At 65.4% G+C, this 24748-nt stretch carries 22 protein-coding genes; 16 read left to right on the top strand and 6 right to left on the bottom strand.

From position 1 onward, the window contains the following. Positions 1-19 precede the first annotated feature (19 nt). From VO57_000365 to VO57_000345, 5 genes are all read left to right on the top strand, one after another. Positions 20-1189, top strand: coding sequence for an acyl-CoA dehydrogenase family protein (locus tag VO57_000365; protein ID XBL69825.1), 1170 nt, complete (start codon positions 20-22; stop codon positions 1187-1189). After that, entirely contained in the window at positions 1186-1491 is a 306-nt protein-coding gene (locus VO57_000360) for an alkylphosphonate utilization protein (protein ID XBL69824.1), read from the top strand. The genes VO57_000365 and VO57_000360 overlap by 4 nt, the downstream gene beginning before the upstream one ends. Positions 1492-1527: 36 nt before the next feature. Continuing rightward, a complete protein-coding gene (locus VO57_000355; protein XBL69823.1) occupies positions 1528-2199 on the top strand; it encodes an RNA methyltransferase in 672 nt (223 codons plus the stop codon). Then, the gene (locus VO57_000350; GenBank protein XBL69822.1) at positions 2196-3803 is read left to right on the top strand and encodes a carboxyl transferase domain-containing protein; all 1608 of its coding nucleotides are present in this window, start codon (positions 2196-2198) and stop codon (positions 3801-3803) included. The genes VO57_000355 and VO57_000350 overlap by 4 nt, the downstream gene beginning before the upstream one ends. A 121-nt stretch (positions 3804-3924) precedes the next feature. Continuing rightward, a complete protein-coding gene (locus tag VO57_000345) occupies positions 3925-4200 on the top strand; it encodes a hypothetical protein (GenBank protein XBL69821.1) in 276 nt (91 codons plus the stop codon). Positions 4201-4330: 130 nt separating this feature from the next. Here the strand turns inward: VO57_000345 and VO57_000340 are convergent, their stop codons facing one another. Together VO57_000340 and VO57_000335 are read right to left on the bottom strand one after the other, a co-directional pair. After that, the gene (locus tag VO57_000340) at positions 4331-6040 is read right to left on the bottom strand and encodes a bifunctional metallophosphatase/5'-nucleotidase (GenBank protein ID XBL69820.1); all 1710 of its coding nucleotides are present in this window, start codon (positions 6038-6040) and stop codon (positions 4331-4333) included. An 82-nt stretch (positions 6041-6122) separates the two neighbouring features. Then, positions 6123-7304 carry an NAD(P)/FAD-dependent oxidoreductase gene (locus VO57_000335; GenBank protein ID XBL69819.1) on the bottom strand — a complete coding sequence of 394 codons (1182 nt, stop codon included), beginning with the start codon at positions 7302-7304 and terminating at the stop codon, positions 6123-6125. Between the two features lie 133 nt (positions 7305-7437). Between VO57_000335 and VO57_000330 the strand changes: the two genes are divergently transcribed. Continuing rightward, on the top strand, positions 7438-8559 hold the full coding sequence (locus VO57_000330) for an acyltransferase family protein (protein XBL69818.1): 1122 nt from the start codon (positions 7438-7440) through the stop codon (positions 8557-8559). 64 nt (positions 8560-8623) lie between these two features. On the opposite strand, the gene gyrB is transcribed toward VO57_000330, so the two are convergent. Continuing rightward, a complete protein-coding gene (gene gyrB / locus VO57_000325) occupies positions 8624-11143 on the bottom strand; it encodes a DNA topoisomerase (ATP-hydrolyzing) subunit B (protein XBL69817.1) in 2520 nt (839 codons plus the stop codon). A gap of 202 nt (positions 11144-11345) precedes the next feature. Between gyrB and VO57_000320 the strand changes: the two genes are divergently transcribed. Continuing rightward, positions 11346-12731, top strand: coding sequence for an L-serine ammonia-lyase (locus VO57_000320; GenBank protein XBL69816.1), 1386 nt, complete (start codon positions 11346-11348; stop codon positions 12729-12731). Between the two features lie 15 nt (positions 12732-12746). Here the strand turns inward: VO57_000320 and VO57_000315 are convergent, their stop codons facing one another. Then, positions 12747-13532 (bottom strand): PIG-L family deacetylase, encoded by a 786-nt coding sequence (locus VO57_000315; protein ID XBL69815.1) that lies wholly within the window; start codon positions 13530-13532, stop codon positions 12747-12749. Positions 13533-14028: 496 nt separating this feature from the next. On the opposite strand from VO57_000315, the gene guaA reads away from it, so the two are divergent. From guaA to VO57_000280, 7 genes are all read left to right on the top strand, one after another. Continuing rightward, on the top strand, positions 14029-15603 hold the full coding sequence (guaA, locus tag VO57_000310) for a glutamine-hydrolyzing GMP synthase (protein XBL69814.1): 1575 nt from the start codon (positions 14029-14031) through the stop codon (positions 15601-15603). 24 nt (positions 15604-15627) lie between these two features. After that, positions 15628-17094 (top strand): hypothetical protein, encoded by a 1467-nt coding sequence (locus VO57_000305; protein XBL69813.1) that lies wholly within the window; start codon positions 15628-15630, stop codon positions 17092-17094. Positions 17095-17192: 98 nt separating this feature from the next. Then, positions 17193-17414: a YrhK family protein gene (locus VO57_000300; GenBank protein XBL69812.1), complete on the top strand. Its 222-nt coding sequence runs from the start codon at positions 17193-17195 to the stop codon at positions 17412-17414. A gap of 108 nt (positions 17415-17522) precedes the next feature. Next, on the top strand, positions 17523-18665 hold the full coding sequence (locus VO57_000295) for an alkene reductase (protein ID XBL69811.1): 1143 nt from the start codon (positions 17523-17525) through the stop codon (positions 18663-18665). A gap of 54 nt (positions 18666-18719) precedes the next feature. After that, complete coding sequence (locus VO57_000290; protein ID XBL69810.1) at positions 18720-19721, top strand: NAD(P)-dependent alcohol dehydrogenase; 1002 nt, start codon at positions 18720-18722, stop codon at positions 19719-19721. 146 nt (positions 19722-19867) lie between these two features. Continuing rightward, positions 19868-20020 carry a hypothetical protein gene (locus VO57_000285; GenBank protein XBL69809.1) on the top strand — a complete coding sequence of 51 codons (153 nt, stop codon included), beginning with the start codon at positions 19868-19870 and terminating at the stop codon, positions 20018-20020. Positions 20021-20075: 55 nt separating this feature from the next. Then, positions 20076-20783, top strand: a complete 708-nt coding sequence (locus VO57_000280) for an endonuclease III (protein ID XBL69808.1) — start codon at positions 20076-20078, stop codon at positions 20781-20783. A gap of 80 nt (positions 20784-20863) precedes the next feature. On the opposite strand, the gene VO57_000275 is transcribed toward VO57_000280, so the two are convergent. Both VO57_000275 and VO57_000270 read right to left on the bottom strand, forming a co-directional pair. Continuing rightward, a complete protein-coding gene (locus VO57_000275; protein XBL69807.1) occupies positions 20864-21268 on the bottom strand; it encodes a hypothetical protein in 405 nt (134 codons plus the stop codon). Between the two features lie 136 nt (positions 21269-21404). Further along, a complete protein-coding gene (locus VO57_000270; protein ID XBL71365.1) occupies positions 21405-21662 on the bottom strand; it encodes a zinc-finger domain-containing protein in 258 nt (85 codons plus the stop codon). A gap of 113 nt (positions 21663-21775) precedes the next feature. Between VO57_000270 and VO57_000265 the strand changes: the two genes are divergently transcribed. Together VO57_000265 and VO57_000260 are read left to right on the top strand one after the other, a co-directional pair. Continuing rightward, positions 21776-22714 carry an ABC transporter ATP-binding protein gene (locus VO57_000265; GenBank protein ID XBL69806.1) on the top strand — a complete coding sequence of 313 codons (939 nt, stop codon included), beginning with the start codon at positions 21776-21778 and terminating at the stop codon, positions 22712-22714. 84 nt (positions 22715-22798) lie between these two features. Next, the gene (locus tag VO57_000260) at positions 22799-24745 is read left to right on the top strand and encodes a diguanylate cyclase (GenBank protein ID XBL69805.1); all 1947 of its coding nucleotides are present in this window, start codon (positions 22799-22801) and stop codon (positions 24743-24745) included. Positions 24746-24748: the final 3 nt, after the last annotated feature.

Genomic DNA, 24748 nt, shown 5'->3' with positions numbered 1-24748 from the left:
CAAACAGAAGGATACCCCCATGCGCGCAACCCCTGAATTCGACTTCCAGCTTGGTGAAAGCGCGGAGATGATCCGCGAGAGCGTCGGCCGCTTCGCCGACGAGCAGATCGCCCCGCTGGCCGAGAAGATCGACCGCGAGGACTGGTTTCCCAAGGACGCGCTGTGGGCGCAGATGGGCGAGCTGGGCCTGCACGGCATCACCGTCGATCCCGAGGATGGCGGGCTTGGCCTCGGCTATCTCGAACATGTGATCGCGGTCGAGGAAGTCAGCCGGGCGAGTGCTTCGCTGGGGCTCAGCTACGGCGCACACTCCAACCTGTGCATCAACCAGATCCGCCGCTGGGGCAATGAAGAGCAGAAGGCGAAGTATCTGCCCGGATTGATCAGCGGCGAACACGTCGGCTCGCTGGCGATGAGCGAGGCGAGCGCGGGATCGGACGTCGTCTCGATGAAGCTCAAGGCCGATGCGGTCGACGGCGGCTACCGCCTGAACGGCACCAAGTTCTGGATCACCAACGCGCCCTACGCCGATACGCTGGTGGTCTATGCCAAGACCGACAGCGAGGCCGGATCGCGCGGGATCACCGCCTTCCTGATCGAGAAGGGCGACGAGGGCTTCTCGATCGGCCAGAAGATCGAGAAGGTCGGCATGCGCGGCTCGCCCACGGCAGAGCTGGTGTTCGACGACTGCTTCGTGCCGGAGGATCGCGTGATGGGCCCGGTCGGCGGCGGCGTCGGCGTGCTGATGAGCGGGCTCGATTACGAGCGCGTGGTGCTCGCCGGGCTTCAGCTGGGCATCATGCAGGCCTGCCTCGACACTGTCATCCCGTACCTTCGCGAGCGCACGCAGTTCGGCAAGCCGATCGGTTCGTTCCAGCTGATGCAGGCCAAGGTGGCGGACATGTATGTCGCGCTGCAATCGGCGCGGGCCTATACCTACGCGGTCGCCAAGAGCTGCGATGCGAACAAGACGACGCGGTTCGACGCGGCAGGCGCGATCCTGCTGGCGAGCGAGAATGCCTTCCGCGTGGCCGCAGAAAGCGTGCAGGCGCTGGGCGGCGCGGGCTATACGCTCGACTGGCCGGTGGAGCGCTATATGCGCGATGCCAAGCTGCTCGACATTGGTGCGGGTACGAACGAAATCCGGCGGATGCTGATCGGCCGCGAACTGATAGGAGCCGCAGGGTGAGCGATAGCGAAGATTACGTTTACGACGAGGAAAGCGGCGAATGGATGCCCGCCTCGGAACTGGCGGCGAAGCAGGCCGCGGCGGACACCGTCGAAGTGCGCGATGCGGTCGGCAATCTGCTGGCCGACGGCGACCAGGTGACGCTGATCAAGGATCTCGACGTGAAGGGCGCGGGCCAGACGCTCAAGCAGGGCACGTTGATCAAATCGATCCGACTGACCGGCGACCCGCAGGAGATCGACTGCAAATACCCCGGCATCAAGGGCCTCGTCCTGCGCGCCGAGTTCGTGCGGAAGCGGTGAGCCCTTGCGCTGCGGATTTAATCAGGAGGCGTAATCGTGCCAGTCGTTTCAGGTGAAGAAGAGCCGAAGAAATCAAAACCTTCGGTCCGAGCTCGAGCTGACGCCATCAAGCCGTTTGTCTGCAAAAACCTGATCGCGGTGATTGAGGCACCATCTGACATAAAGAACATTGGCACCGTGATCCGGAACGTGAACGCGCTGGGTTGCGAGAAAGTGTACGTCGTGGATCCGCGGAAAGCGTTGCCGGACGATTGGCAGGAGATGCGTGAGCGATCCTCTCTATCGAAAACTTCCGTTTCTGCGGTGAAGTGGAGCTTCGTAAAGCGATTCGACACCACGGATGATTGCTTCGATCATCTGGAAAAGAACAATGTCCATTCGATTGTCACATCGCCTCACATGAAGGGGCAGAACAATGTTTGGCTTCACGAGGGCGATTTCACCGAGCACACCAAGCTTGCGGTCTGGTTCGGGAATGAAAAGCGCGGGATCAGCGACCGGGCTGTCGAGCGCAGCGAGGCCTGCGTTGCGATTCCAATGTTCGGAATGATCGAGAGCCTCAACCTTGCGACGTCGTCGGGGATCGTCCTCTACGAGGTGACGAAGCAACGCCGCGAATATCAAAGCAAATACAAAAAGGGCCGGAGGAAGGGAAAGCGGACCGAACCGCTACCGACCGTTATGGGCCGAGAGGAAGCACAGCAGTGACCGCACCCACCCTCACCTCGATGCTCGACCGTGAAGCGCCCGATGCCAAGGCGCGCTTCGAGCATAACAAGGCGCTTGCCGAAGAGCTGCGCGACAAGGTCGCCGAGGCGGCGTTGGGCGGGAGCGAGAAGCATCGCGAGCGGCATGTCTCGCGTGGCAAGCTGCTGCCCCGTGAGCGGGTCGAGCGGCTGCTCGATCCCGGTTCGTCCTTCCTCGAAATCGGCCAGCTGGCGGCCAACGGGATGTACGAAGGCGACGTCAACGGCGCCTCGATGATCTGCGGCGTCGGGCGCGTCAGCGGTCGGCAGGTGATGATCGTGTGCAACGATCCGACCGTGAAGGGCGGCTCGTACTACCCGATGACGGTCAAGAAGCATCTGCGCGCGCAGGAGATCGCGCAGGAGAACCGCCTGCCGTGCATCTATCTGGTCGATAGCGGCGGCGCGAACCTGCCCTACCAGGCGGAGGTTTTCCCGGACAAGGAGCACTTCGGGCGCATCTTCTTCAACCAGGCGCAGATGAGCAGCCTCGGTATCCCGCAGATCGCCTGCGTGATGGGCAGCTGCACCGCGGGCGGGGCCTATGTGCCCGCGATGAGCGACGAGAGCGTGATCGTGCGCAATCAGGGCACGATCTTCCTCGCCGGGCCGCCGCTGGTGAAGGCCGCGACGGGCGAGGAAATCAGCGCCGAGGATCTGGGCGGCGGCGACCTGCACGCCAAGAAGTCGGGCGTGGTCGACCATCTGGCGGAGAACGACGAACACGCGCTGACCATCGTGCGCGACATCGTCAGCCATCTGGGCGCGAACACCGACGCGGCGACCAATATCGACCTTCAGGAGCCGGTGCCGCCCAAGTTCGACGCGGAAGACCTCTACGCGCTGATCCCCGAGGATGTGCGCGCGCCCTATGACGTGCACGAGGTGATCGCGCGGCTGGTCGACGGCAGCGAGTTCCACGAGTTCAAGAAGGATTACGGCTCCACGCTGGTGTGCGGCTTTGCGCATATCTGGGGCATGCCGGTGGCGGTGCTCGCCAATAACGGCGTGCTGTTCTCCGAAAGCGCGGTGAAAGGCGCGCATTTCATCGAACTCGCCTGCCAGCGGCGCATCCCGCTGCTGTTCCTCCAGAACATCTCCGGCTTCATGGTCGGCGGGAAGTACGAGGCGGAAGGCATCGCCAAGCATGGCGCGAAGCTGGTGACGGCGGTAGCTACCGCGAGCGTGCCCAAGGTCACCATCCTGATCGGCGGCAGCTTCGGTGCGGGCAATTACGGCATGGCGGGCCGCGCCTATTCTCCGCGGTTCCTGTTCAGCTGGCCCAACAGCCGCATCTCGGTGATGGGCGGCGAGCAGGCGGCTTCCGTGCTCGCGACAGTCCACCGCGACGCGGATTCATGGACCGAGGAACAGGCCGAGGAGTTCAAGGCCCCCATCCGCCAGAAATACGAGGACGAGGGCAATCCCTACTACGCCACCGCGCGCATGTGGGACGACGGCGTGATCGACCCCGTGCAGACCCGCGACGTGCTGGGGTTGGCGTTCGCCGCCTGTCTCGAAGCGCCGATCGAGGATCGCCCGGCGTTCGGCGTGTTCAGGATGTGAGATGAATCGCGGCTCCGTTTGGTTCTTCGAATTATCCATCATTTTGATGGGGTTCGTATTATACGAAAGTGTCTACGGGACAATTCGCGTCTGCGATTCCTACTTTTCGTGGGAGAACTGCATGATGATCGACAGTGATAAATTTACTGTCGGCAGGGCCCTTTCAATATTAGCCATGATTTTCTTCTATGCATTCTCCATGGGATGTATATTGCTTGTTTACGATAGGCCTAATAAAAAAATAGATTTCTCTCTACTAATTGGCGCAGGCGCTTTATTTATAAACTCTTTATGCTTATCATTTTACCTGCTTGGAGAAAGAGGCGCATTTCTTACTTTTCTTTCTCTAGGAATGCTTACTGTCGCGTTCATTTTGAAATTAGCTGAGGACACATAGATCGGTAGTTTCAAGGATAATTGAGATTTGATCGGTCGGAATTTCTGATTGGGATGGTCAATTGAATCATTGATTCCGGCGCTTCGCCCAGGTGCTATGTGAACTGTACCGTCTTCGCCAGCTGTGTAGGCTACATCACTCCGGTGACCCGCCCCGTGGCGGGCAGGGCGACCATGTCCTTGCCCGCCAGGTAGGCCTCGATCGCGTCCAGATCGACCGGGCCGGTGACCACGTTGGTGCCATCCTTGAACACGGTGAAGCTGTCGCCGCCTGCGGCGAGGAAGCTGTTCATCGTGACGCGATAATCGGCTTGGGGATTGATCGGCTCGCCATCGAGCGTGACCGAGACGACGCGCGATCCCACCGGGCGGCTCATATCGTAGACAAGCGCAAAGCCTTCGGACGGGCTGAAGGTCTGCACGAAGCCGTCATCGTCGAACTGCTGTTCGAGCAGCGCGAGCAATTGCGCGCCGGTGAAGGTCTTGGTCACCAGCGTGTTGCCGAAGGGCTGGACCGAATAGATGCTGCCGAAGGTGATCGTGCCGTCCGCCGCAGGCTCCAGCCCAGCGCCGCGAATGCCCGAATTGTTCATGAAGGCGATCTGCGCGCCCGCATCGCGGGTCGCGAAAAGCTGCGCGTCGGCGATGAAATTGCCCAGCTGGGTTTCCTCGGTCGCGGGGCCGGGGGCCGTGGGATTGCCGCTGATCCGGCCGACCGGGCGCTGCTCCGCCGCGCTCGCCGCATCGCTGTAGCGCGCGACATATTCGGTGAGGTCGCTGCGCGGAATCAGCGTGGCGAAGTCGGGGTTGGCGTCTTGCGGCGCGGCGCTCTGCACCACGACATTGTCTGCGGTGACGCCCACCACATCATGCGTCGCCGGATCGAAATCGAGCGTAATGTCGGTCAGCAGCGATCCGCCATAGCCCGCACTGGTGACGAGGAAGCTGCGTGCCGGGTCGATCTTCGAAAAATCGCACACATAGGCGGCATGGGTATGGCCCGAGAGGACCAGATTCACGCGCGGATCGACCTGCTTGAGAATGTTGATCAGCGGCCCGGCGACCCCGCCGCAGCTTTTGTCGTTGAAGCCGACATCGGTGTACAGGCCCTGGTGGATCGCGACCACGATCGCATCCGCGCCCTGTTCTTCCAGCAGCGGCACGGTGCGGTTGATCGCTGCCGCCTCGTCGCCGAAGGTCAGCCCGTCGACCCCGCTGGGCGTCACCAGCGTGGGGGTTTCCTTCAGCGTCAGGCCGATCACGCCGATCCTGATTTCGCCCGCGGGGGTCTCGAACGTCTTGATCCCGTAGGCGGGGAACAGCGTGCCGCCATCCTCCATCGCAACGTTCGCGGCGAGGAAGGCGAAGTCCGCGCCGGCAAAATCGGGTTCGACCGCGCACGGATCGCGCAGTGTCAGCTTCTCGCAGCCGCCATCCTGCACGCGCTTGAGTTCGCGCCAGCCCTTGTCGAATTCGTGGTTGCCGACCGCGTTGAAATCGAGCCCGATGCGGTTCATCGCGCCGATCGTCGGCTCATCGAGGAACAGCGAGGAGACCAGCGGGCTCGCCCCGATCAGGTCGCCGGCTGCGATCACCATCGTGTTTTTGTGCTTTGCGCGTACCGCATCGACCGCAGCGGCCAGCCAGGCCGCGCCGCCGGCCTTCGCCTCGCGCCCGTCGCCCAGCTTCACGGGCCGGGTGATCGGCTCCAGATTGCCGTGGAAATCGTTGAGCCCGACGATGCCGATGGTCACGGGCTCGGCTGCGCGCTGGTCGGGGACGGTGGCGCAGGCGGCAAGCGAAAGCGCGAAGAGCGGGGCGAGAACTTTTGCGAAGGTCATGGGACGCGGCATGCGCGAGCGCTGTTGCAAGTTCAAGAAGGCAGTTGGCGCGCGATGGGCCGCGCGGGGACGGAACGCTCCGCTACAGCGCCTCGCCGCAGGCCTGCCCACTCGCCCAGGCCCACTGGAAATTATAGCCACCCAGCCACCCCGTCACATCCACCGCCTCGCCGATCGCGAACAGGCCGGGGACCTTCTTGGCCTCCATCGTCTGCGAGGAAAGCTCGGCGGTGGAGATGCCGCCTGCGGTCACCTCGGCCTTGGCGAAGCCTTCTGTGCCGTTGGGGTGGAATTGCCAGCCGCGCAGCCGCTCCTCCGCCTGAACCAGTGCCTTGTCGGAGAGCCCCTGGAGCGGGCCGGACAGGCTGAGACGATCTGCCAGCGTGACCGCGAGTCTCTCGGGCAGATGCTCGCGCAGGACCTGTGCCATGCTCGCCTGCGGGGTCTTCGCCTTGCGCTCGCTCAGCCAGCCGGGGGTGAGATCGGGCAGGAAATCGATCCGCAGCACCTCGCCGTGTCGCCAGTAGGAACTCGCCTGCAGGATCGCGGGGCCGGAGAGGCCCTTGTGCGTCAGCAGCGCGGCCTCGCGGAATTTCGCAGCCGTTTTCCCCTGGCCGGCGGTGGCCTCGACCGGGGCGGAGACGCCCGAAAGCTCGCGGAACAGCACGTCTTCTCCGCCGAGTGTCAGCGGGACGAGGGCGGGGCGCGGCTCGACCACCTTGAGGCCGAACTGGCGGGCGAGATCATAGGCAAAGCCGGTCGCGCCCATCTTCGGGATCGACGGGCCGCCCGTGGCAATGACCAGCGTAGGCGCGCGGTGGGTTTCGCCGTTCGCCTCGACCGAGAAGCCTGCCTCGTCGCGCGCGATCCTGCCGATTTCCTGCCCGGTGCGGATTTCGACACCGCCCTTTTCGCACTCGGCCAGCAGCAGGTCGACGATCTGCCGCGCCGACCCGTCGCAGAACAGCTGGCCGAGCGTCTTTTCGTGCCACGCAATCCCGTGCCGCTCGACCAGATCGAGGAAATCGCGCGGGGTGTAGCGGGCCAGCGCAGACTTGGCGAAATGGCGGTTGGCGGAGAGGTAATTCTCCGGCCCCGCGCCCAGATTGGTGAAGTTGCACCGTCCGCCGCCCGAGATGAGGATCTTCTTCCCCACCGCGTCGGCTTTTTCGAGCACCAGCACGCGCCGCCCGCGCTGGCCTGCGACGCTCGCGCAGAACAGCCCGGCGGCACCACCGCCGAGGATGATTGCATCATGATCCATGGACCAGCGCCGTGGACTTTCCCCGCGCGCATGTCGAGCGGGGGCGGTAGGAATTGGCGCGCGCATCGTCCTATCCGGAGACGGTGCATTTCGCGCGCGCGACATTGCGCCGGGCCGGGTGCAACGGCGATCCATGGACCCCGGGTCGCCCTCCGGCGCGCAGCGCTACCACCACCTCGACGCCGCGCGTGCGCTGTTCATGCTGCTGGGCATTCCCTTCCATGCGAGCCTTGCCTTCGCAGGCGGGCACTGGCTGGTGATGAGCGGATCGCGCGACCCCATGCTCGCCATCATCCCCCCGCTGCTGAGCGATTTCCGCATGCCCGGGTTCTTCCTGATCGCCGGGTTCTTCGCCGCTATGCTGCTGGAGCGACGCTCTCGCGGCGCGTGGCTCAAGGGCCGGGCCGAGCGTCTGGGCGTGCCGCTGTTGACCGGGATGGCGATCATCCTGCCGCTGCAGGCCGCGATCCTGCGATATGCGCCGCGCGACATCGTCGACCCCGCTGCAGCGGCCCATCCGCTGGCGCACCTGTGGTTCCTGCCCACTCTGCTCATCCTGTGCGCGCTGCTCGCGGCGGTGTGGCCGCTGGTCGCCCGCGCAAGAGCCTTTGCGGCCCCGCCGGTGATCGCACTGGCGGCGGGGCTGGCGGTGTACGAGCTGGGTCTGGTCGTCGCCGAGCACGTGCTGCACAGCGATCTGAGCTTTGCAGGCGGATATCTGGATCTGCGATCGCTGGCGATCTTCCTGCCGTTCTTTGCGCTGGGTGTCGCGATGCGGCGGTCGCCCGCGCTGTGGAATCGCTTCGCTCGGTTCGATCCGGCGGTGGCGTTCATCGGGCTGCTCGCGCTGGTGCTGCATGTCGGCCTGTGGGAGGATCGCTCGACGGTCGGGATGGCGCTCGACATCCTGTTCGACGGGCTGTCGTCGGTGTGCCTCGTGCAGACCATCCTCGCACTCTTGCTGCGCCTGTTCAGCAAGCCTTCGGCGCGGGTCGACCGGATGGTCGACGCCTCTTTCACGATCTACCTGCTGCACCACCCGGTGGTGGTCGGGTTGGCGATTGTGTGCATCACCGCCGCGGTTTCGCCACTGCTGGCGTGGATCGCGATCTGCCTGGGCGCTTTCGCGCTGCCCTATGCCGCGCACCGGCTGGTCCGCCGCAGTCCCCTGGCGCTTTGGCTGCTCAACGGCGTGCGTCCGCAGCAGCGCGGCTGGGGCCTGCTGGCGGGCGCGCGCGAGGGCGCACCCGCCTGACGCAGGTCAGATATCGAGATTAGCGACGTTCAGGGCCCCAAGCGAAGCCGATGTCTGACGCTGGTCAGATATCGAGATTGGCGACGTTCAGCGCATTGTCCTGAATGAACTCGCGCCGGGTTTCGACCACGTCGCCCATCAGGCGGCTGAAGATCTCGTCGGTCACGTCGGCATCCTCGATCTTCACCTGCAACAGCGCGCGGTTGTCCGGGTCGAGCGTGGTTTCCCACAGCTGTTCCGCGTTCATCTCGCCAAGACCCTTGTAGCGCTGCACGGACAGGCCCTTGCGCCCCGCCGCGATCACCGCGTCGAACAGCTGGGTCGGGCGAATGATCGTGCCTTGGCCTACGGTAGCGGAGCGATCCGGCGTGCCGCCGTCATCCTCGCTGTCGGGCTCGGGAGCATCCTCCACCGCGCTCGGCTTCACCAGCTTCGCAGCGCTTTCGTAGGCGTCGAGATTTTCCGCCGCGACCTTGTGCAGCTTGCGCGCCTCGGCACTTTCGAGGAATTTCTCCTCGATCAGGTGCGTGTCGGTCACTCCGCGCCACAGGCGGCTGAGCATGATTCCGCCATCGGGCGAACGCTCGCCGCTCCACTTTGCTTCGGTGTCGCCCATCTGGAGGCGTGCTGCCGCGCGGTCGAGCGCGTCACCCGCCGCGAGGTTTTCCGGATCGAACGCGCCCGCCATCGCGAGCGTTTCGACGATCGCGGTGTCGTACTTGCGCGGCGCGTAGGCGAGCAGGTTGCGCATCCGCAGTGCATGATCGACCAGCGCGGACAGATCAGCCCCGGCGCGCACGCCGGTCGCGCTGTCGAGCACGCGGTCCTGCAACCCTTCGGCGACCAGATAGCGGTCGAGCGCGCGCTCGTCCTTCAGGTAGACCTCGCTGCGGCCGCGCGCGACCTTGTAGAGCGGCGGCTGCGCGATGAAGAGATGGCCGTTCTTGACGATCTCTGGCAGCTGGCGGTGGAAGAAGGTCAGCAGCAGCGTGCGGATATGCGCACCGTCCACGTCGGCGTCGGTCATGATGACGATCTTGTGGTAGCGCAGCTTCTCGAGGTTGAAATCGTCGCGGATGCCGGTGCCCATCGCCTGGATCAGCGTGCCGACTTCCTTGGACGAGATGATCCGGTCGAACCGCGCGCGCTCGACATTCAGGATCTTGCCCTTCAGCGGCAGGATCGCCTGCGTCTTGCGGTCGCGGCCTTGCTTGGCCGAACCGCCGGCCGAGTCACCCTCGACCAGGAAGAGTTCGCACTTGCTTGGGTCGCGTTCCTGGCAATCGGCCAGCTTGCCCGGCAGCGACGCGACGCTCATGGCACCTTTACGGCTCATTTCGCGCGCACGCCGTGCGGCCTCGCGTGCGGCGGCGGCATCGACGACCTTCTGGACGATGGCCTTGGCGTGGTTGGGGTTTTCCTCCAGCCACTCGGTCATCTTGTCGCCCATCAGGCTTTCCAGCGGCGAGCGGACTTCGGAGCTGACCAGCTTGTCCTTGGTCTGCGAGGAGAACTTGGGGTCGGGCAGCTTGACCGAAACGATCGCGGTCAGCCCTTCGCGCATGTCTTCACCGCTGAGAGAGACCTTCTCCTTCTTGAGCAGGCCCGATGCGGCGGCATAGTTGTTGAGCGTGCGGGTCAGCGCGGTGCGGAAGGCGGCAAGGTGCGTGCCGCCGTCGCGCTGCGGGATGTTGTTGGTGAAGGCGAGCACGTTCTCGTAATAGGAATCGTTCCATTCGAGCGCGACGTCGATGCCGATCCCGTCCTTCTCCGCCGAGACGGAGATAGGCTCGGGGATCAGCGCATCCTTGTTGCGGTCGAGATAGTTGACGAAGGCCGCGATCCCGCCCTCGTAGAACAGGTCGTGCTCCTGTACATCTTCGCCCCGGCGGTCGCGCAGCTTGATGTGCACGCCCGAGTTGAGGAAGGCGAGTTCGCGGTAGCGATGCTCGAGCTTCTCGAAATCGAACTCGGTGACGTTCTTGAACGTGTCTTCGCTGGCCTTGAAGGTGACGCGCGTGCCTTTCTTCAAGCCGTTCTCGTCGCCGTTGGAGTCCACGGGCGGCGCATCACCGCGCACTTCGAGGCTGGCGACCGCATCGCCATGTTCGAAGCGCATCCAGTGCTCCTTGCCGTCGCGCCAGATGACCAGTTCGAGCCATTCGGACAGCGCGTTGACCACCGAGACGCCCACGCCGTGGAGGCCGCCCGAGACCTTGTAGGCATTGTCGTCGCTGGTGTTCTCGAACTTACCGCCCGCGTGCAGCTGGGTCATGATGACCTCGGCGGCGGAGACGCCTTCGCCCTTGTGCATGTCCACCGGAATGCCGCGGCCATTATCTTCGACCGCGACGCTGCCGTCGGGATTGAGCTCGATCAGGACGAGGTCGCAATGGCCCGCCAGCGCTTCGTCGATGGCGTTGTCTGACACCTCGAACACCATGTGGTGCAGGCCCGAACCATCGTCGGTATCGCCGATATACATGCCGGGGCGTTTGCGGACCGCGTCGAGGCCCTTGAGCACCTTGATCGAATCCGCACCATATTCGCCGGTATTCCGGCCATTCTTCGTGTTCTCGTCCATTGGGCGAATATAGGCATACGAGGGCTGAAACCCAAACGAAACATGGCGAAAACGCGGGCTTTTCCACGGGGTGTCGAACCGCGCTGGCCACTAATCGCAATGCGGGCCCTGTGCTGCCGGATTTGGCGTGTGTTCGGGCACGGCGGGCACGCGGCCGGGATCGGCATTGACCTTGCCCACCGGCTTCACCATCGCATGGGCCATGCTTTCTATACTCGACATCTTCCGGATCGGGATCGGCCCGTCCTCCTCGCACACGGTCGGCCCCATGCGGATCGCCCGGCGCTTCGTCCGTGCCCTCGAAAAAGCAGGCGAATTGCCGCAGGTAAAGCGGGTGGCGGTCGAGCTGCAGGGATCGCTCGCGCTGACCGGGATCGGGCACGGCACGGTCGATGCGACCATTCTTGGCCTTGCGGGCTTCCGGCCCGAACGGACCGATCCGGACGAGGCGGCGCGCACGCTGGCGAGCATTCGCGAGGACAAGCGGCTGCGGCTGGGCGATCAGCGCGAAATCGCGTTCGATCCGCAGGCCGATATTGATCTGGCCGGGCAGATCATCCCCGATCTGCATCCCAACGGCATGGTCCTGCGCGCCTACGACGCGGGTGGAAAGCTGCTGCGAGAGGGCACCTATTTCTCCACCGGCGGCGGTTTCGTCGCCTCGCAGGCGCAGCTCAAGAAGCCGCCGAAGGACGATCAGGTGAAGGCGGGCGCGAAGGTGCCGCACCCGTTCGGCTCGGCGCAGGAGCTGCTCGCGCTGTGCGATGCGCACGGCCTGTCCGTCGCCGAGCTGATCCTCGCCAATGAAGACGCGATGCGCCCGCGCGAGCAAACTGTCGCCGGGCTCGACCGGATTGCACAGGCGATGGACGGGTGCATCGATCGCGGGCTCACCCAGCGCGGTGTGCTGCCAGGCGGGCTCAAGGTCCAGCGCCGCGCGCCCGATCTGTGGGACAAGCTTTCCGGCAATCCCCTCTCCAACGAGCGGGAGCAGCTGTTCGACTGGCTCAACTGCTACGCGATGGCGGTGAACGAGGAAAACGCCGCCGGAGGCCGCGTGGTGACCGCGCCGACCAATGGCGCGGCGGGAATCATCCCGGCGGTGATCCGCTTCTATTGCAAGACCGCCGATGATGCCGACTGTGCGGAGAAGCGACGGCTGTTCCTGCTCACCGCAGGTGCGGTCGGCCTGCTGTACAAGCAGCGGGCGAGCATCTCGGGCGCGGAGATGGGCTGTCAGGGCGAGGTCGGCGTGGCGTGCTCGATGGCCGCTGGTGGCCTCGCCGCACTATGGGGCGCGACCCCGCATCAGGTCGCCAGCGCGGCGGAAATCGGGATGGAGCACAACCTCGGCCTCACCTGCGATCCGGTTGGCGGGCTGGTCCAGGTGCCGTGTATCGAGCGCAACGCGATCGGCGCGGTCAAGGCGGTCAACGCCGCGCGCCTCGCGCTGCACCGGACGGGGGCGGAAAGCCTCGTCACGCTGGATCAGGTGATCGAGACGATGCGCCAGACCGGGCTCGACATGAGCAACAAGTACAAGGAAACCAGCCAGGGCGGGCTCGCGGTCAACGTGGTGGAGTGTTGACCGGCTGACGCGCGCTCAGTCCGCGGAGCCGCCTCCCGAAGCGAAGGCGGGGCGGAAATCGACCGCGCCCTGCCAGATTGCCTGATCGAACACCGGGGCGAGCATGGCGCGACTCGCGGCGTCGAACTGGGTCGCGTGGCACTGGGTTGCGGCGGCGGCAGCGGCCAGGTCGGTCTCGTCATAGCCGATTCGCACGCTGAGCAGCGCGGGGTCGGTCTTCGCCCAGTTGGCCAGTTCCGCGACCGGTGCCTGCCGATCCGCCCGGATGCCGAAATAGAGCAGCGCCGGGCGCTCGTCTGTGGGCATCGCCTCGACCAGCTGGCTGGTAAACGCGCTGACCAGCCGGTGGTCGGCATGGCCATATCCGCCGTCCGGACCCCAGGTGATGATCGTCTCGGGACCGGCCGCCGCAATTTCGCTGGCGAGCCGGGCGATCAGCCCATCGCCATCGGGAGTGCCGCGCGCCTCGTCCGCCAGCTTTCCGTCGCCATAGCCGAGCATCATCGGCGCACCGAGGCCCAGCGCCTTGGTGGAGCAGCGCACTTCATCCTCGCGCGCGGCAGCAAGCGCTTCGCCCGGTTCCAAATCCGACACGCCCGGCCCGGCATCGCCACTGGTCGCATAGACCAGCCGCACGTCGGCTTCGGCGCGGGCGAGGGCGGAGAGCGCGGGGGCCATCGGCAGCTCGTCGTCCGGATGCGCGAGAATCACCATCACCGGGCGCGTATCGCCGGCCGGCTGCGCCAGCGCCGCGCTGGCGAACAGCAGGGCGGGCACGCCTGCAAGAAGCGGCTTGGACATTGCGTTTCTCCCCTGTTCCATTCCCGCGCGGAACCCTGCCTCTCGCGTTTCGCAATGTCGAGCGCACACGCGAAAAGGCCCGCGCGCCCTGAGGAGCACGCGGGCCTTGAGGTCCCCTTGGAGAGGGAGGGACCGCCCTCCGGCAACGCAGGCCCGCTTGGGGCGCATCAGCCTGGAGGAAAAATTGGCCGACGGGGATCTTAGGGGGGGAGAGGTCGATCCACCGCCGGCTCGAGAAGGGAAATAATCTTACGCCCTGCTTTATGAAAGTGAGAAAACACGCAGGGCAGTGCAGTTTTTTGCAACCAACTCTATGGGCTGGCTTCAGGTCATTTTCGGGCCCGGTATGGGCATCAATATTGCTTTTGCGCCAGGCTTTCGGAAATTTGGGAGGAGGGCGTCAGGTTCGATCCGATGCAACTCGCGGTATAAAGCCTCACCTGCACCGCTACGGCACCCGCTGGACAGGCGGCGGGGCAGCACTTACCGCGCGGCCATGCAGCCAGACCATCTCCCCGATTCCATCCTTATCGTCGATTTCGGCAGCCAGGTGACCCAGCTGATCGCGCGCCGCGTGCGGGAAGCGGGCGTATATTCCGAGATCGCACCTTTCACCCAGGCCGCAGAGGCGTTCGAACGGATGAAGCCCAAGGGCATCATCCTATCCGGATCGCCCGCCAGCGTGTGCGACGAAGGCTCCCCGCGCGCGCCGCAGGTGCTGTTCGACTCGGGCCTGCCGATTCTGGGCATCTGTTACGGCCAGCAGGTGATGACCACTCAGCTGGGCGGCGAGGTGAAGCCGGGTCACGAAACCGGCGAGGGCGGCGAGTTCGGTCGCGCCTTCCTGACCGTGACCGAGCCTTGCGTGCTGTTCGAAGGCCTGTGGGAGGTTGGCGAGCGGCATCAGGTGTGGATGAGCCACGGCGACAAGGTGACGCAGTTCGCTGACGGCTTCCGCATCGTGGCGACCAGCGACGGGGCGCCCTTTGCGCTGATCGCCGATGACGAGCGCCGCTATTACGGCACGCAGTTCCACCCCGAGGTGTTCCACACGCCGGATGGCGCAAAGCTGCTCGCCAATTTCGCGCGCCATGTCTGCGGCCTGTCGGGCGACTGGACGATGGCCGAATACCGCGCGACCAAGATCGCCGAAATTCGCGAGCAGGTGGGCGATGCGAAGGTCATTTGTGGCCTCAGCGGCGGGGTCGATTCCTCGGTCGCCGCGATCCTGATCCACGAAGCGATCGGCGAACAGCTGACCTGCGTCTTCGTTGATCACGGCCTGCTGCGGCAGGGCGAGCGTGAACAGGTCGAGACGATGTTCCGCGACCACTACAACATCCCGCTGGTGGTGGTGGATGCCGAGGAACGCTTCATGGCGGGTTTGGCAGGCGAGACCGACCCCGAGAAGAAGCGCAAGTTCATCGGCGGCGAGTTCATCAACGTCTTCGAGGAAGAGGCGAACAGGATCGGCGGCGCGGACTTCCTCGCGCAGGGCACGCTCTATCCCGATGTGATCGAGTCTGTCTCCTTCACCGGCGGGCCTTCGGTGACGATCAAGAGCCACCACAATGTCGGCGGCCTGCCCGAGCGGATGAACATGCAGCTGGTCGAGCCGCTGCGCGAGCTGTTCAAGGACGAGGTCCGCGATCTGGGCCGTGAGCTGGGCCTGCCCGACATGTTCGTCGGCCGCCACCCGTTCCCCGGACCCGGCCTCGCGATCCGCATCCCGGGCGAAGTGACCAAGGAACGCTGCGACATCCTGCGCAAGGCGGACGCGATCTATCTCGAAGAGATCCGCAACGCAGGCCTCTACGACGCGATCTGGCAGGCCTTCGCGGTGCTGCTGCCAGTGAAGACGGTCGGCGTGATGGGCGACGGGCGCACCTACGACAGCGTGTGCGCCCTGCGCGCGGTGACCAGCACCGACGGGATGACGGCGGACGTCTACCCCTTCGATGGCGCGTTCCTTGGCCGCGTGGCGACGCGCATCGTCAACGAGGTGCGCGGGATCAACCGGGTGGTCTACGACTATACGAGCAAGCCGCCCGGCACGATCGAATGGGAATAGTCGGGTGTATCGGGGGGTACGACGATGGTTCGCGCGATGGTGGCAGCTCTTGGCATTCTGGCGCTTGCCGGATGTGCTTCCCTTCCTCCCCAGCCCGATAGAGATGACCGCGCCGCCGCGCAGCTCGGCGTGCTTTCGCTTGGCACCGTGCAGCCGGGCCGGTTCGAGGCGATCACGGTAAGGCTCGACCTGCCTGCATCCGCGGCGGGATCGGTGCTGTCCTTTCCCGAGTCCTGGGGACCGGAAGAAAACCTGTCGCAACTGCGCGGGAACCTCGCGACTCGCGGGCTGGAACGGCTCCCGGGTGAGGGGGAGGCCTACCGCGTCGCCCCCGGCGGTGGGTGGATCACCTATACGGTGGCGCAGGATTACGGCGGGGAGCCCGACTGGGAGACCCACCGGCTGCCCGGAATGCGCGTCCGGACCGCACAGAACCACGCCTTCCTCCTCGGCAAGACTGTCCTTCCCACATGGTCGCAGGGTGGGGTGCCGCTGACGCTCGACCTGCAATCGCTCCCGCAGCGCGCGGCCTTCAGCTTTGCGCCCGGCGATTGCGCGACCGGCTGTGCGCTCGAGGATCTGGCGAATTCGGTGCTCGCGCTCGGCGACTTCGCCTTCGATATCAGGCAGGCGGGCAACACCACGGTCCGCAGCGCCATTCGCGGTTCCTTCGCGATGGACGCGGACGCGATGTCTGGCGTGCTGGCCGGAATGCTCGAGCAGGGGGCGCAGCGGTTCGCCGACGCGCCCTTCGCATCCTACCTGTTCGCCGTGAACCCGATCCCCGCGCCGCCGCAGGGCTCGGCGGTCGTGGGCACCGGCCTGCACCGCAGCTTCCTGTTGCTGGCGAGCGAGAACGCCGACGCCGAGCGGCTACGCCACACGATCGCGCACGAGATCGTGCACGAATGGATCACCCGCCGGATGGGGCCCACCGACGAGGCAACCGACCCGCAGCGGATGTGGTTCACCGAAGGCGCGACCGAGTATTTCGCGTGGAAGCTGCAACTCGCCGCGGGACTGATCGACACGCAGGACTTTCTCGCCGGCATGTCCGATCTGGCGAACGAGTACCTCTCCTCACCCGTGAGGGAGCTGCCTGCGGGCCAGCTGGCGGAGCGCATCTTCGAAAGCGAAGAAGCCCAGCGCCTGCCCTATCAGCGCGGCGCGCTGCTGGCCTGGCACTGGGACATGCTTGCCCGCGCACGCGGGTCCTCTCTCGAGGCGGTCATTGCCGATCTGATCTACGGGAATACGGGGCAGGAGTTGACCGATGCGCGGATCCAGGCGGCGATGGCGCGGCGCATCGGCGGGCATTTCGACAGCGATCTGGCGCGCTATGTGGTTCGGGGGCAGGCGCTCGATCCGATGGCGCTGACCCTGCCGGGTTGCGTGGTCGCGATGCAGGGGCCCTCCGGCACGGTCCGCTTTGCCGTTCGGGATGGCAGTTCCCGCGACTCGTGCCGGGCGGAGATTCTCGGCCCGGCCTGAAGCGGGAGGATCGGCCTGGAACAAGCCCGGTGCGCCGACATTGCCGGGGCACGATCCGATGGGAGCAAGCGGCCAATGGGAGCAAGCGGGAGGCACCGATGAGAGATATGATCCGCCTGATCGTCAAGGATTTCGGCTGGATCCACACCTCGCTCGGCCTGCTGGGTAACGTGCTGTTCTTCGTCGGCAGCATCCTCTTCCTGCCTGCATTCGAATCGCATCAGACGCTGGGCGTCTGGCTGTTCATCATCGGGTCGTTCCTGATGCTGGTCGGCGCGCTGGGCGAACTTGGCGTGAAGATCGTCGACAGCCGGGAGTAGCCCGGCGCTGCACTGCAAAAGAAACGGAACGCTCCGCTTCGCGCCCGCGTTGTGATCGGCAAATGGCCGCGTGGTTTTGCGCGGCGCATATCTTTGCCGGAGCTTTCCATGACCAATACCCACGCACCGCTGCTCGACCCGCTCGACATGGCGGATATCACCACGCCCAACAGGGTGTGGATGGCCCCGCTCACCCGCAGCCGCTCGACCGCGGGCGACTGCGAGCAGACCCCGCTCCACGCGCTCTACTACGCGCAGCGCGCGGGCGCGGGCCTGATCGTTTCCGAAGCCACGCAGATCAGCCACGAAGGGCAGGGCTATGCCTGGACGCCGGGGATCTTCACCGACGACCAGGTCGAAAGCTGGAAGCTGGTGACCGACGCTGTGCACAACGTCGGCGGGCGGATTTTCTGCCAGCTGTGGCATGTCGGCGCGATCAGCCACCAGGTGTTCCAGCCCGATGGCGGCGCGCCCGTTTCGGCCAGCGTATGGACGCCCGAGGGCGAGGCCTTCGTCGGCGACAGGCTGAGTGAAGGGCCGACCGTGCCGTTCCCCGAGGCGCGCGCGCTTGACCTCAACGAGATCCCGCGCCTGCTCGACGATTACCGCCACGCTGCGCGCTGCGCGGCCCGCGCCGGGTTCGACGGTGTGGAGGTGCACGCGGCGAACGGATACCTGATCGACCAGTTCTTGCGCAGCAGCACCAACCGGCGCGAGGACGAGTATGGCGGGAGCCTCGACAACCGGCTGCGCCTGCTGGACGAGGTGGTCGCCGCGGTGACCGAGGTCTTGCCCGCAGGCCGCGTCGGCGTGCGTTTGTCGCCGATGGGCGGGCCGGGCGGTTCGTCCGATGCCAAGCCGGAGGAAACCTACCCGGAAGCGGCAGCCAAGCTCGCCGGGCGCGGGCTCGCGTACCTGCACGTCGTGCGCCCCAACGGCCATACCGGCAGCGGCGGATCGGACGAGGGCAACGCGATCGTGAAGGACATGCGCAAGCGGTTCGACGGCGTGTTCGTCGCCAATGGCGAATTCTCGACCGAGGAAGCCGCGCAATGGGTCGCCGACGGCCATGCAGACGCGATCGCTTTCGGCCGGCTGTTCATCGCCAACCCCGATCTGCCCGCCCGCATCGCAGCGGGCGGCCCATACGAAGAGGCCAACGAAGACACGTTCTACGGCGGCGGGGCCGAGGGGTATGTCGATTATCCTACGCTCGACCGCGTCACCGATCCGCTGCCGGTCCCGGCCTGAGAGCGCGAAGCCTCGCCCCACTACGCAAGTTCTTTCCAGACACTGGAGCCCGATATGAAAGCCGTCAAAGTCCGCAATCCTGCCAGTCTCGACTCGCTCGAAGTCGTCGACATCGACGCTCCGGGCGAACCCGGCCCCGGCGAGGTGCGGGTGAAGCTGCACGCTTCCTCGCTCAACTTTCACGATTATGCGGTCGTCGCGGGGATGATCCCCACCGACGACGGGCGCATTCCGCTCTCCGACGGAGCGGGCGAGGTCGAGGCCGTCGGCGCGGGTGTCGAGGAGTTCGCGGTCGGCGACCGGGTGATGTCGGTCTTCTTCCCCGAGTGGCAGGATGGGCGTCCACCCATGGGCAGTTTCGAGACCACGCCCGGCGACGGGATCGACGGGTTTGCCTGCGAGACCGTGGTGAAACCCGCGCATGCCTTCACGCGGATGCCCGCCAATCTCGACTTCGCACAGGCCGCATGCCTGCCCTGCGCCGGGCTGACCGCGTGGCGCGCGCTGATGGAGGACGGCAATCTTCAGGCCGGGCAGACCGTGCTGCTGGAGGGCACCGGCGGCGTCTCGATCTTCGCGCTGCGGATCGCCAAGGCTGCGGGCGCGAGGGTGATCATTACCTCCAGCTCGGACGATAAGCTGGCGAGGGCGCGCGAGCTGGGTGCCGATCATACGATCAACTACAAGAGCAATGACGACTGGGGCGACGAGGCGTTCGACTGGTCGGGAGGTGTCGATCACGTGGTCGAGGTCGGCGGCCCGGGCACGGTCAATCAGGCGATCAAGGCGATCCGCCCGGGCGGGCACATCCACCTCATTGGGGTGCTCACCGGACAGAAGGGCGAGGTCGAAACCGCCGCACTGATGCGCAAGATGGGGCGGTTGCAGGGCCTGACCGTGGGCAGCCGCGCGATGCAGCTGCGCATGATCGCCGCGATCGAGGCTACGGGGATCGAGCCGGTGATCTCGGACCGCTTTGCGCTTGCCGATCTGGCCGATGCCTTCCGTCACGAGCAGGATCAGAAGCACTTCGGCAAGATTGCGATCGACATCTGACGCGTCTCGAAGACTCGCGCGGATTTGATCGGCGTCAATGATCTTGCGGCAGGCCCGCTGTATTGAGGCACAATCGCCATCAATGCGGGAGCCGTTTGATGTTTCGAATAACGCTGATCCTTTTACCGATCGTAGCGACCACTCTCATGGGCATCGCCGTTATCGCCGTCCTGTCGATGGATATGCAGGCCGGGTGGCAGCCGATTGCGGTCGCCTCGGCGGCGGGCTTCGTTCTCGCGGTTCCGATCTCGTGGTTCGTCGGCCGCAAGATCGTCGCCAAGACGGGTCTGGGCGGCTGACCATCATCTGCCAGGCCGCTTGCGGTCCTTGCGAGCGCCAGCCTATGCCGGGGCGATGCAGCTTCCCCTTGGCGATGATCCGCGGACCGAAACGCTACGCCAGCTTCAGCCGCGGCTGATCCAGCGGTTCGGGCGGATCGAGCGTGCGCCGAGGGAGAGGCGCGCGCCCGAATGGGTGCTGGTGCAGGGCGTGATCGGCGCGCGCACGCGCTCGGAAACCTCCAATGCGGCGACCGACCGGCTGCTGGCCGAATACGGGTCGTGGGAGGCTGTGGCCGATGCGCCGCTCGAAGCCTTGCAGGCGCAGCTCGCCACCCAGACCTACCCCAATGTTGCGGGCGAGCGGCTGAAAGCGTGCCTTACCGATCTCGTCGCGCGGCGCGGGGCGGTGGACCTGTCGCATCTCGAACCGATGGAGACCGACGCGGCGATGGTGTGGCTGGAGCAGCTGCCCGGCGTGGGGCGCAAGATCGCGGCAGGGGTGGTCAATACCTCCACGCTCGACCGCAAGGCTCTGGTGCTCGATTCGCACCACCGCCGGGTGCTCCAGCGGATGGGTTTGGTCCCGCAAAAGGCCGATACCGCGCGCGCCTACGCCGCGATCATGCCCGCGATGCCGTCCGAATGGAGCGCCGCCGATTACGACGAGCATCATCTGCTGATGAAGGAGATCGGCCGTGCCTTCTGTCGCCCCGCCAGCATGGCGTGCGGTGAGTGTCCGGCGCAGGCACTTTGCGGAACCGGGCGTGCGCGGGCAGGCTAGACGCATATCTGCCGCTCACACGAAAAAGGCCGCCCGGATTGCTCCGGACGGCCTTTTGGTTTGAGAAATAATAGGGCGGTTTAGCTGCCGCGCTCGACCCGCTTGTAGGGGATGAAATCGGTCAGAAAGACGTTGCCGGAATAGAAATTACCGGCCGGGGTGCGCGTGGTCACGATGTCGCTGCGGCACAGGTTGATGCCCTGGCGGCGTACGACCAGATAGTCATCATCGTCCAGATCCTCGGGATTCTGGGTGTAATTGACGTAGAGCGTGCCGCCGGCATCGTAGACGATCGCGGTACCGTCGATGATCTTCGTGCTGCGTACCGGGCGGGCCATGATGCATTTCTGCGGCTGACCTGCCTCGCGACCTTCGAGCATCTTGGCGAGTTTTTCCTCTCCCGTCTGCCTTTCGGCGAGCGCGGGGGTGCTGGCGACGGCAAGCGCGGCAAGCATGGGGATGGCGAAACGAAAACGATTGGTCATGGCGATATCCTCGGCAAAAATCGTCCCTCTGAGGCGAGCGTGATAGCGCACCCAGTCTGAACAACGCCTGAGAATCGCCGATGCTCCCGGCGGGCCTGCCCCCGGGGTCGCTCTGCCGATATTTGGGGATGGGGCCCTAGGGGTGCCCCGGGTCCGCGCCTTCGGAAATATCGCGCAAGCTGGCCTGGTCGACACCGTCGGCAGGCCCGCCTTCGAGCACGAAACGCCGGTCGCAATAGCCGCAATCGACATAGCCGTGCTCGTCGATTTCGAGATAGATCTTCGGATGGCCGAGGGCTGCGGGCTTGTAGTTCTCGCCCGTGCGAATGTCGGTCGCGCCATCGCACCAGACGCGGCGGGTGGTCACCTTGGAGATCTCGGGCGGGGGCGGCATGATCGACATAGGCACGCGCATATCTTCGTGCTTGCCGCACGGCAAGAGCATGTGCGCAACAGGACGCGCGCAAAGCGGTGGCCAAGCGGGGCGATGCATTTTAGGGCGGCGGCATGGAAAACCGGCCTGCAATTTCGATCGACAACCTGACCAAACGCTATGCCCCCGCCAAGGGTGAGAGCGAGGGCAAGCTGGCGCTCAAGGGCGTCAGCTTCGATGTGCCGCAGGGCGGCATCTTCGGCCTGCTGGGCCCCAATGGCGCGGGCAAGTCCACGCTGATCAACATCCTTGCCGGGCTGGTCACGCGGACCAGCGGCAGCGCGCAGATCTGGGGCTTCGATACGGCGAAGAACCCGCGCAATGCCAAGCGCGCGATCGGCATCGTGCCGCAGGAAATCGTGTTCGACCCGTTCTTCACCCCGTTCGAGGTGCTGGAGAATCAGGGTGGCTTCTACGGCATCCCCAAGTCCGAGCGGCGCAGCGAGGAACTGCTGAAGGCGGTCCACCTGTGGGACAAGCGCGATGCCTACGCCCGCACGCTGTCGGGGGGCATGAAGCGCCGCCTGCTGATTGCTAAGGCGATGGTCCATTCCCCGCCGATCCTGGTGCTGGACGAGCCGACCGCGGGCGTGGATGTCGAACTGCGCCGTCAGCTGTGGGAACTGGTGACGCAGCTGAACAGGGAAGGCGTCACCGTGGTCCTCACCACGCACTACCTCGAAGAGGCCGAGCAGCTGTGCGACCGGATCGCGATCATCAACCATGGCGAGCTGATCGCCAACAAGCCGACCCGCGAGCTTGTCAGCATGGCGCGCGAGAAGATCATCCGGCTGGAGGTCGACAAGCCGCTGGCGGGCGCTCTGATGGATCCGGCCTTCACCCGGTCCGAAGTCACCGCGCCGCGCACGCTGGAGGTCACTTACGACCGCGACAGGATGACCGCGGGCCAGGTGCTGACCATCGTGCAGGGCCACGGCTACGCGATCCAGGATGTCTCGACCCTCGAACCCGATCTGGAGGACGTGTTCGTCCAGCTGACCGGCGCGGGGTAACAAGCTGACTTTGCGCCGGTTTGCCCGCAAACTGGTGCACGGCGCGATAACTATTGGTCAATCACCAGCCGTTAGAACGGCTGCATGGCACATTTGCCACCTTTGTATCACCTGCGGCCCGCATGGCTGCGTCAGGCCTTTTTCCTGATTGCGCTGACATGCGCCGTTTGCGCCGGACAGGCCAGCGCCTGCGTGGGAAGCGCCGACCCGGTCATTTCCCGGCTCGAAATCGAGGTCGGTCGCAACCCGCTCGCGGCGCTCGACAGCATTGCGCAGGAAATCGCGGATACCGATCCGCTGGACAAGCGCCGGCTGGCCGAATTGTACATCGTCCAGGCAAAGGCGCTGAATATGGGCGGTCTGGATTCCGCGCCTGCGCTGAAAAAGGCGCGCAGCGCGGCGAGCAAGCTCTCGGAGCGGGCACCGGCCAATATCCTGCTGCAGATGAACGCCTATTATGATCTGCCGGACGAGGCTGCAAAACGGCGCGCGATGTCCTCGCTCCTGCGCGGCTATCGCTCTTTGCCGGACGGAAGCAGCGCGAAGACCTGCCGCGCGGTCGATCTGGCCTTCAACTACAGCTTTCAGGAAAAACCGCGCGAAGCCTTCACGTTCGCCTCGCAGGCCTATCTCAACAGCGCCGACGACAAGTCCTCGCCCGCGCGCGCGGAGGCGGCTTCGGCGCTCGCCTATCTGGTCTCCAACAGTCACGATTTCGACTATGCGAAACAGCTGCACTCCGAAGCGCTCGCCATCCAGCTGAAGCTGGGGATGAGCGATCTCGCCGCGAACGAGCTGCTCGTGCGCGGATATACCAAGCTCAAGGACGGGGAATGGACCGATGCCGTTGCCGATTTCAGGGAGTCGGCAAAGCAGGCCCGCAGCTACGGCAACCAGTATGCTGTCGATTACGCGTTGCTCGGCGTGTGTCAGGCTGCGTCCGAAGGGGGCAAGATCGCCGATGCGGCACCCGAATGCGAGCGTGCCTATCAGGGCCTGGGCAAACCGGACGAGGCGATGGCCCTGCCAGCCACCGCGCTGATGGCGAAACTGTTTGTCGAGCGCGGCAATCCGGGCAGGGCTCTTGCGATCCTCGATCCCATGATCGCGAAGGGCAAGCAGGAGAACGCTTCCGACGACTGGGTCATGGCGCTGGAGACCCGGGCGCAGGCTCTTTTCGCGCTTGGACGCAACGCGCAGGCTTACGAACAGATGCGCGAGGCGAACGAGGCCGCCAAAACCTTCCACAACGCCGACATGCAAAGTGGAGCGGCTGCCCTTCAGGCGCGCTTCCAGACCCGCGAGTTGCAGAATCTCCTCGCCGAGGAAGAGCGGGCGAGCAGCACGCGCCTGCGGCTCGCGATCGCGGTGATCGCGGGCTCGACCACCACGCTGCTCCTGCTCGGCACGCTGATCTTCTTCCTCCTGCGGCACCGCCGCCGCTTCCGCCGCCTTGCGATGACCGACCCGCTGACGGGACTCGCCAATCGCCGCGCGACGCTGGAGCGGGTAGGCGCGGCCTTGCCCGGACCGGATGCCCCGCACCCGCGTGCCTCGTTCGCGCTGCTCGACATCGACCATTTCAAATCGTGCAACGACACCTTCGGTCACGACGCGGGCGACCAGGTGCTGAGCCAGTTCGCCCGGGTGGTCGAGCGATGCGTCCGTCCGACCGACATCGTCGGGCGCTGGGGTGGGGAGGAATTCCTCGTCATCCTGCCCGCGACCGGGCTGAAGGATGCGCTCGACATCATCGAACGGGTCCGTAGCGAGGCCGCGCTGGAGGAGTTCGATTTCGCCCCCGGCTACCGGCTGCGGTTCAGCGCGGGTATCGCGATGCCGAGCGAGACGGGCGGCGTCACCGATGCGTGTATCAAGCTGGCCGACCGGCGCCTCTATGCGGCGAAGCATAATGGCCGGAACCGGACCTGTATCGATGCGGGCATCGCATGGGCCGGACCTCCCGCGCCGACTCCTCCTCCTTCCAGCGGCGTCTCAGGCACCGGCTCAGGTTCCGCGCAGGCCGCGTGACCA

The organism is Citromicrobium bathyomarinum, from assembly GCA_001306305.2.
Lineage (GTDB): Bacteria > Pseudomonadota > Alphaproteobacteria > Sphingomonadales > Sphingomonadaceae > Alteriqipengyuania > Alteriqipengyuania bathyomarina.
This window is presented reverse-complemented; position numbering and strand designations above follow the sequence as displayed.

Bases quoted from the DNA above. Each gene is read 5' to 3' on its own strand.
- VO57_000295 (XBL69811.1), top strand. From the start codon at position 17,523: ATGACCAATACCCACGCACCGCTGCTCGACCCGCTCGACATGGCGGAT.
- guaA (XBL69814.1), top strand. From the start codon at position 14,029: ATGCAGCCAGACCATCTCCCCGATTCCATCCTTATCGTCGATTTCGGC.
- VO57_000270 (XBL71365.1), bottom strand. From the start codon at position 21,662: ATGCCGCCCCCGCCCGAGATCTCCAAGGTGACCACCCGCCGCGTCTGG.
- VO57_000345 (XBL69821.1), top strand. From the start codon at position 3,925: ATGATGATCGACAGTGATAAATTTACTGTCGGCAGGGCCCTTTCAATA.
- VO57_000305 (XBL69813.1), top strand. From the start codon at position 15,628: ATGGTTCGCGCGATGGTGGCAGCTCTTGGCATTCTGGCGCTTGCCGGA.
- gyrB (XBL69817.1), bottom strand. From the start codon at position 11,143: ATGGACGAGAACACGAAGAATGGCCGGAATACCGGCGAATATGGTGCG.
- VO57_000320 (XBL69816.1), top strand. From the start codon at position 11,346: ATGCTTTCTATACTCGACATCTTCCGGATCGGGATCGGCCCGTCCTCC.
- VO57_000275 (XBL69807.1), bottom strand. From the start codon at position 21,268: ATGACCAATCGTTTTCGTTTCGCCATCCCCATGCTTGCCGCGCTTGCC.
- VO57_000285 (XBL69809.1), top strand. From the start codon at position 19,868: ATGGGCATCGCCGTTATCGCCGTCCTGTCGATGGATATGCAGGCCGGG.
- VO57_000260 (XBL69805.1), top strand. From the start codon at position 22,799: ATGGCACATTTGCCACCTTTGTATCACCTGCGGCCCGCATGGCTGCGT.
- VO57_000280 (XBL69808.1), top strand. From the start codon at position 20,076: ATGCAGCTTCCCCTTGGCGATGATCCGCGGACCGAAACGCTACGCCAG.
- VO57_000340 (XBL69820.1), bottom strand. From the start codon at position 6,040: ATGACCTTCGCAAAAGTTCTCGCCCCGCTCTTCGCGCTTTCGCTTGCC.
- VO57_000365 (XBL69825.1), top strand. From the start codon at position 20: ATGCGCGCAACCCCTGAATTCGACTTCCAGCTTGGTGAAAGCGCGGAG.
- VO57_000290 (XBL69810.1), top strand. From the start codon at position 18,720: ATGAAAGCCGTCAAAGTCCGCAATCCTGCCAGTCTCGACTCGCTCGAA.
- VO57_000315 (XBL69815.1), bottom strand. From the start codon at position 13,532: ATGTCCAAGCCGCTTCTTGCAGGCGTGCCCGCCCTGCTGTTCGCCAGC.
- VO57_000300 (XBL69812.1), top strand. From the start codon at position 17,193: ATGAGAGATATGATCCGCCTGATCGTCAAGGATTTCGGCTGGATCCAC.
- VO57_000335 (XBL69819.1), bottom strand. From the start codon at position 7,304: ATGGATCATGATGCAATCATCCTCGGCGGTGGTGCCGCCGGGCTGTTC.
- VO57_000330 (XBL69818.1), top strand. From the start codon at position 7,438: ATGGACCCCGGGTCGCCCTCCGGCGCGCAGCGCTACCACCACCTCGAC.
- VO57_000265 (XBL69806.1), top strand. From the start codon at position 21,776: ATGGAAAACCGGCCTGCAATTTCGATCGACAACCTGACCAAACGCTAT.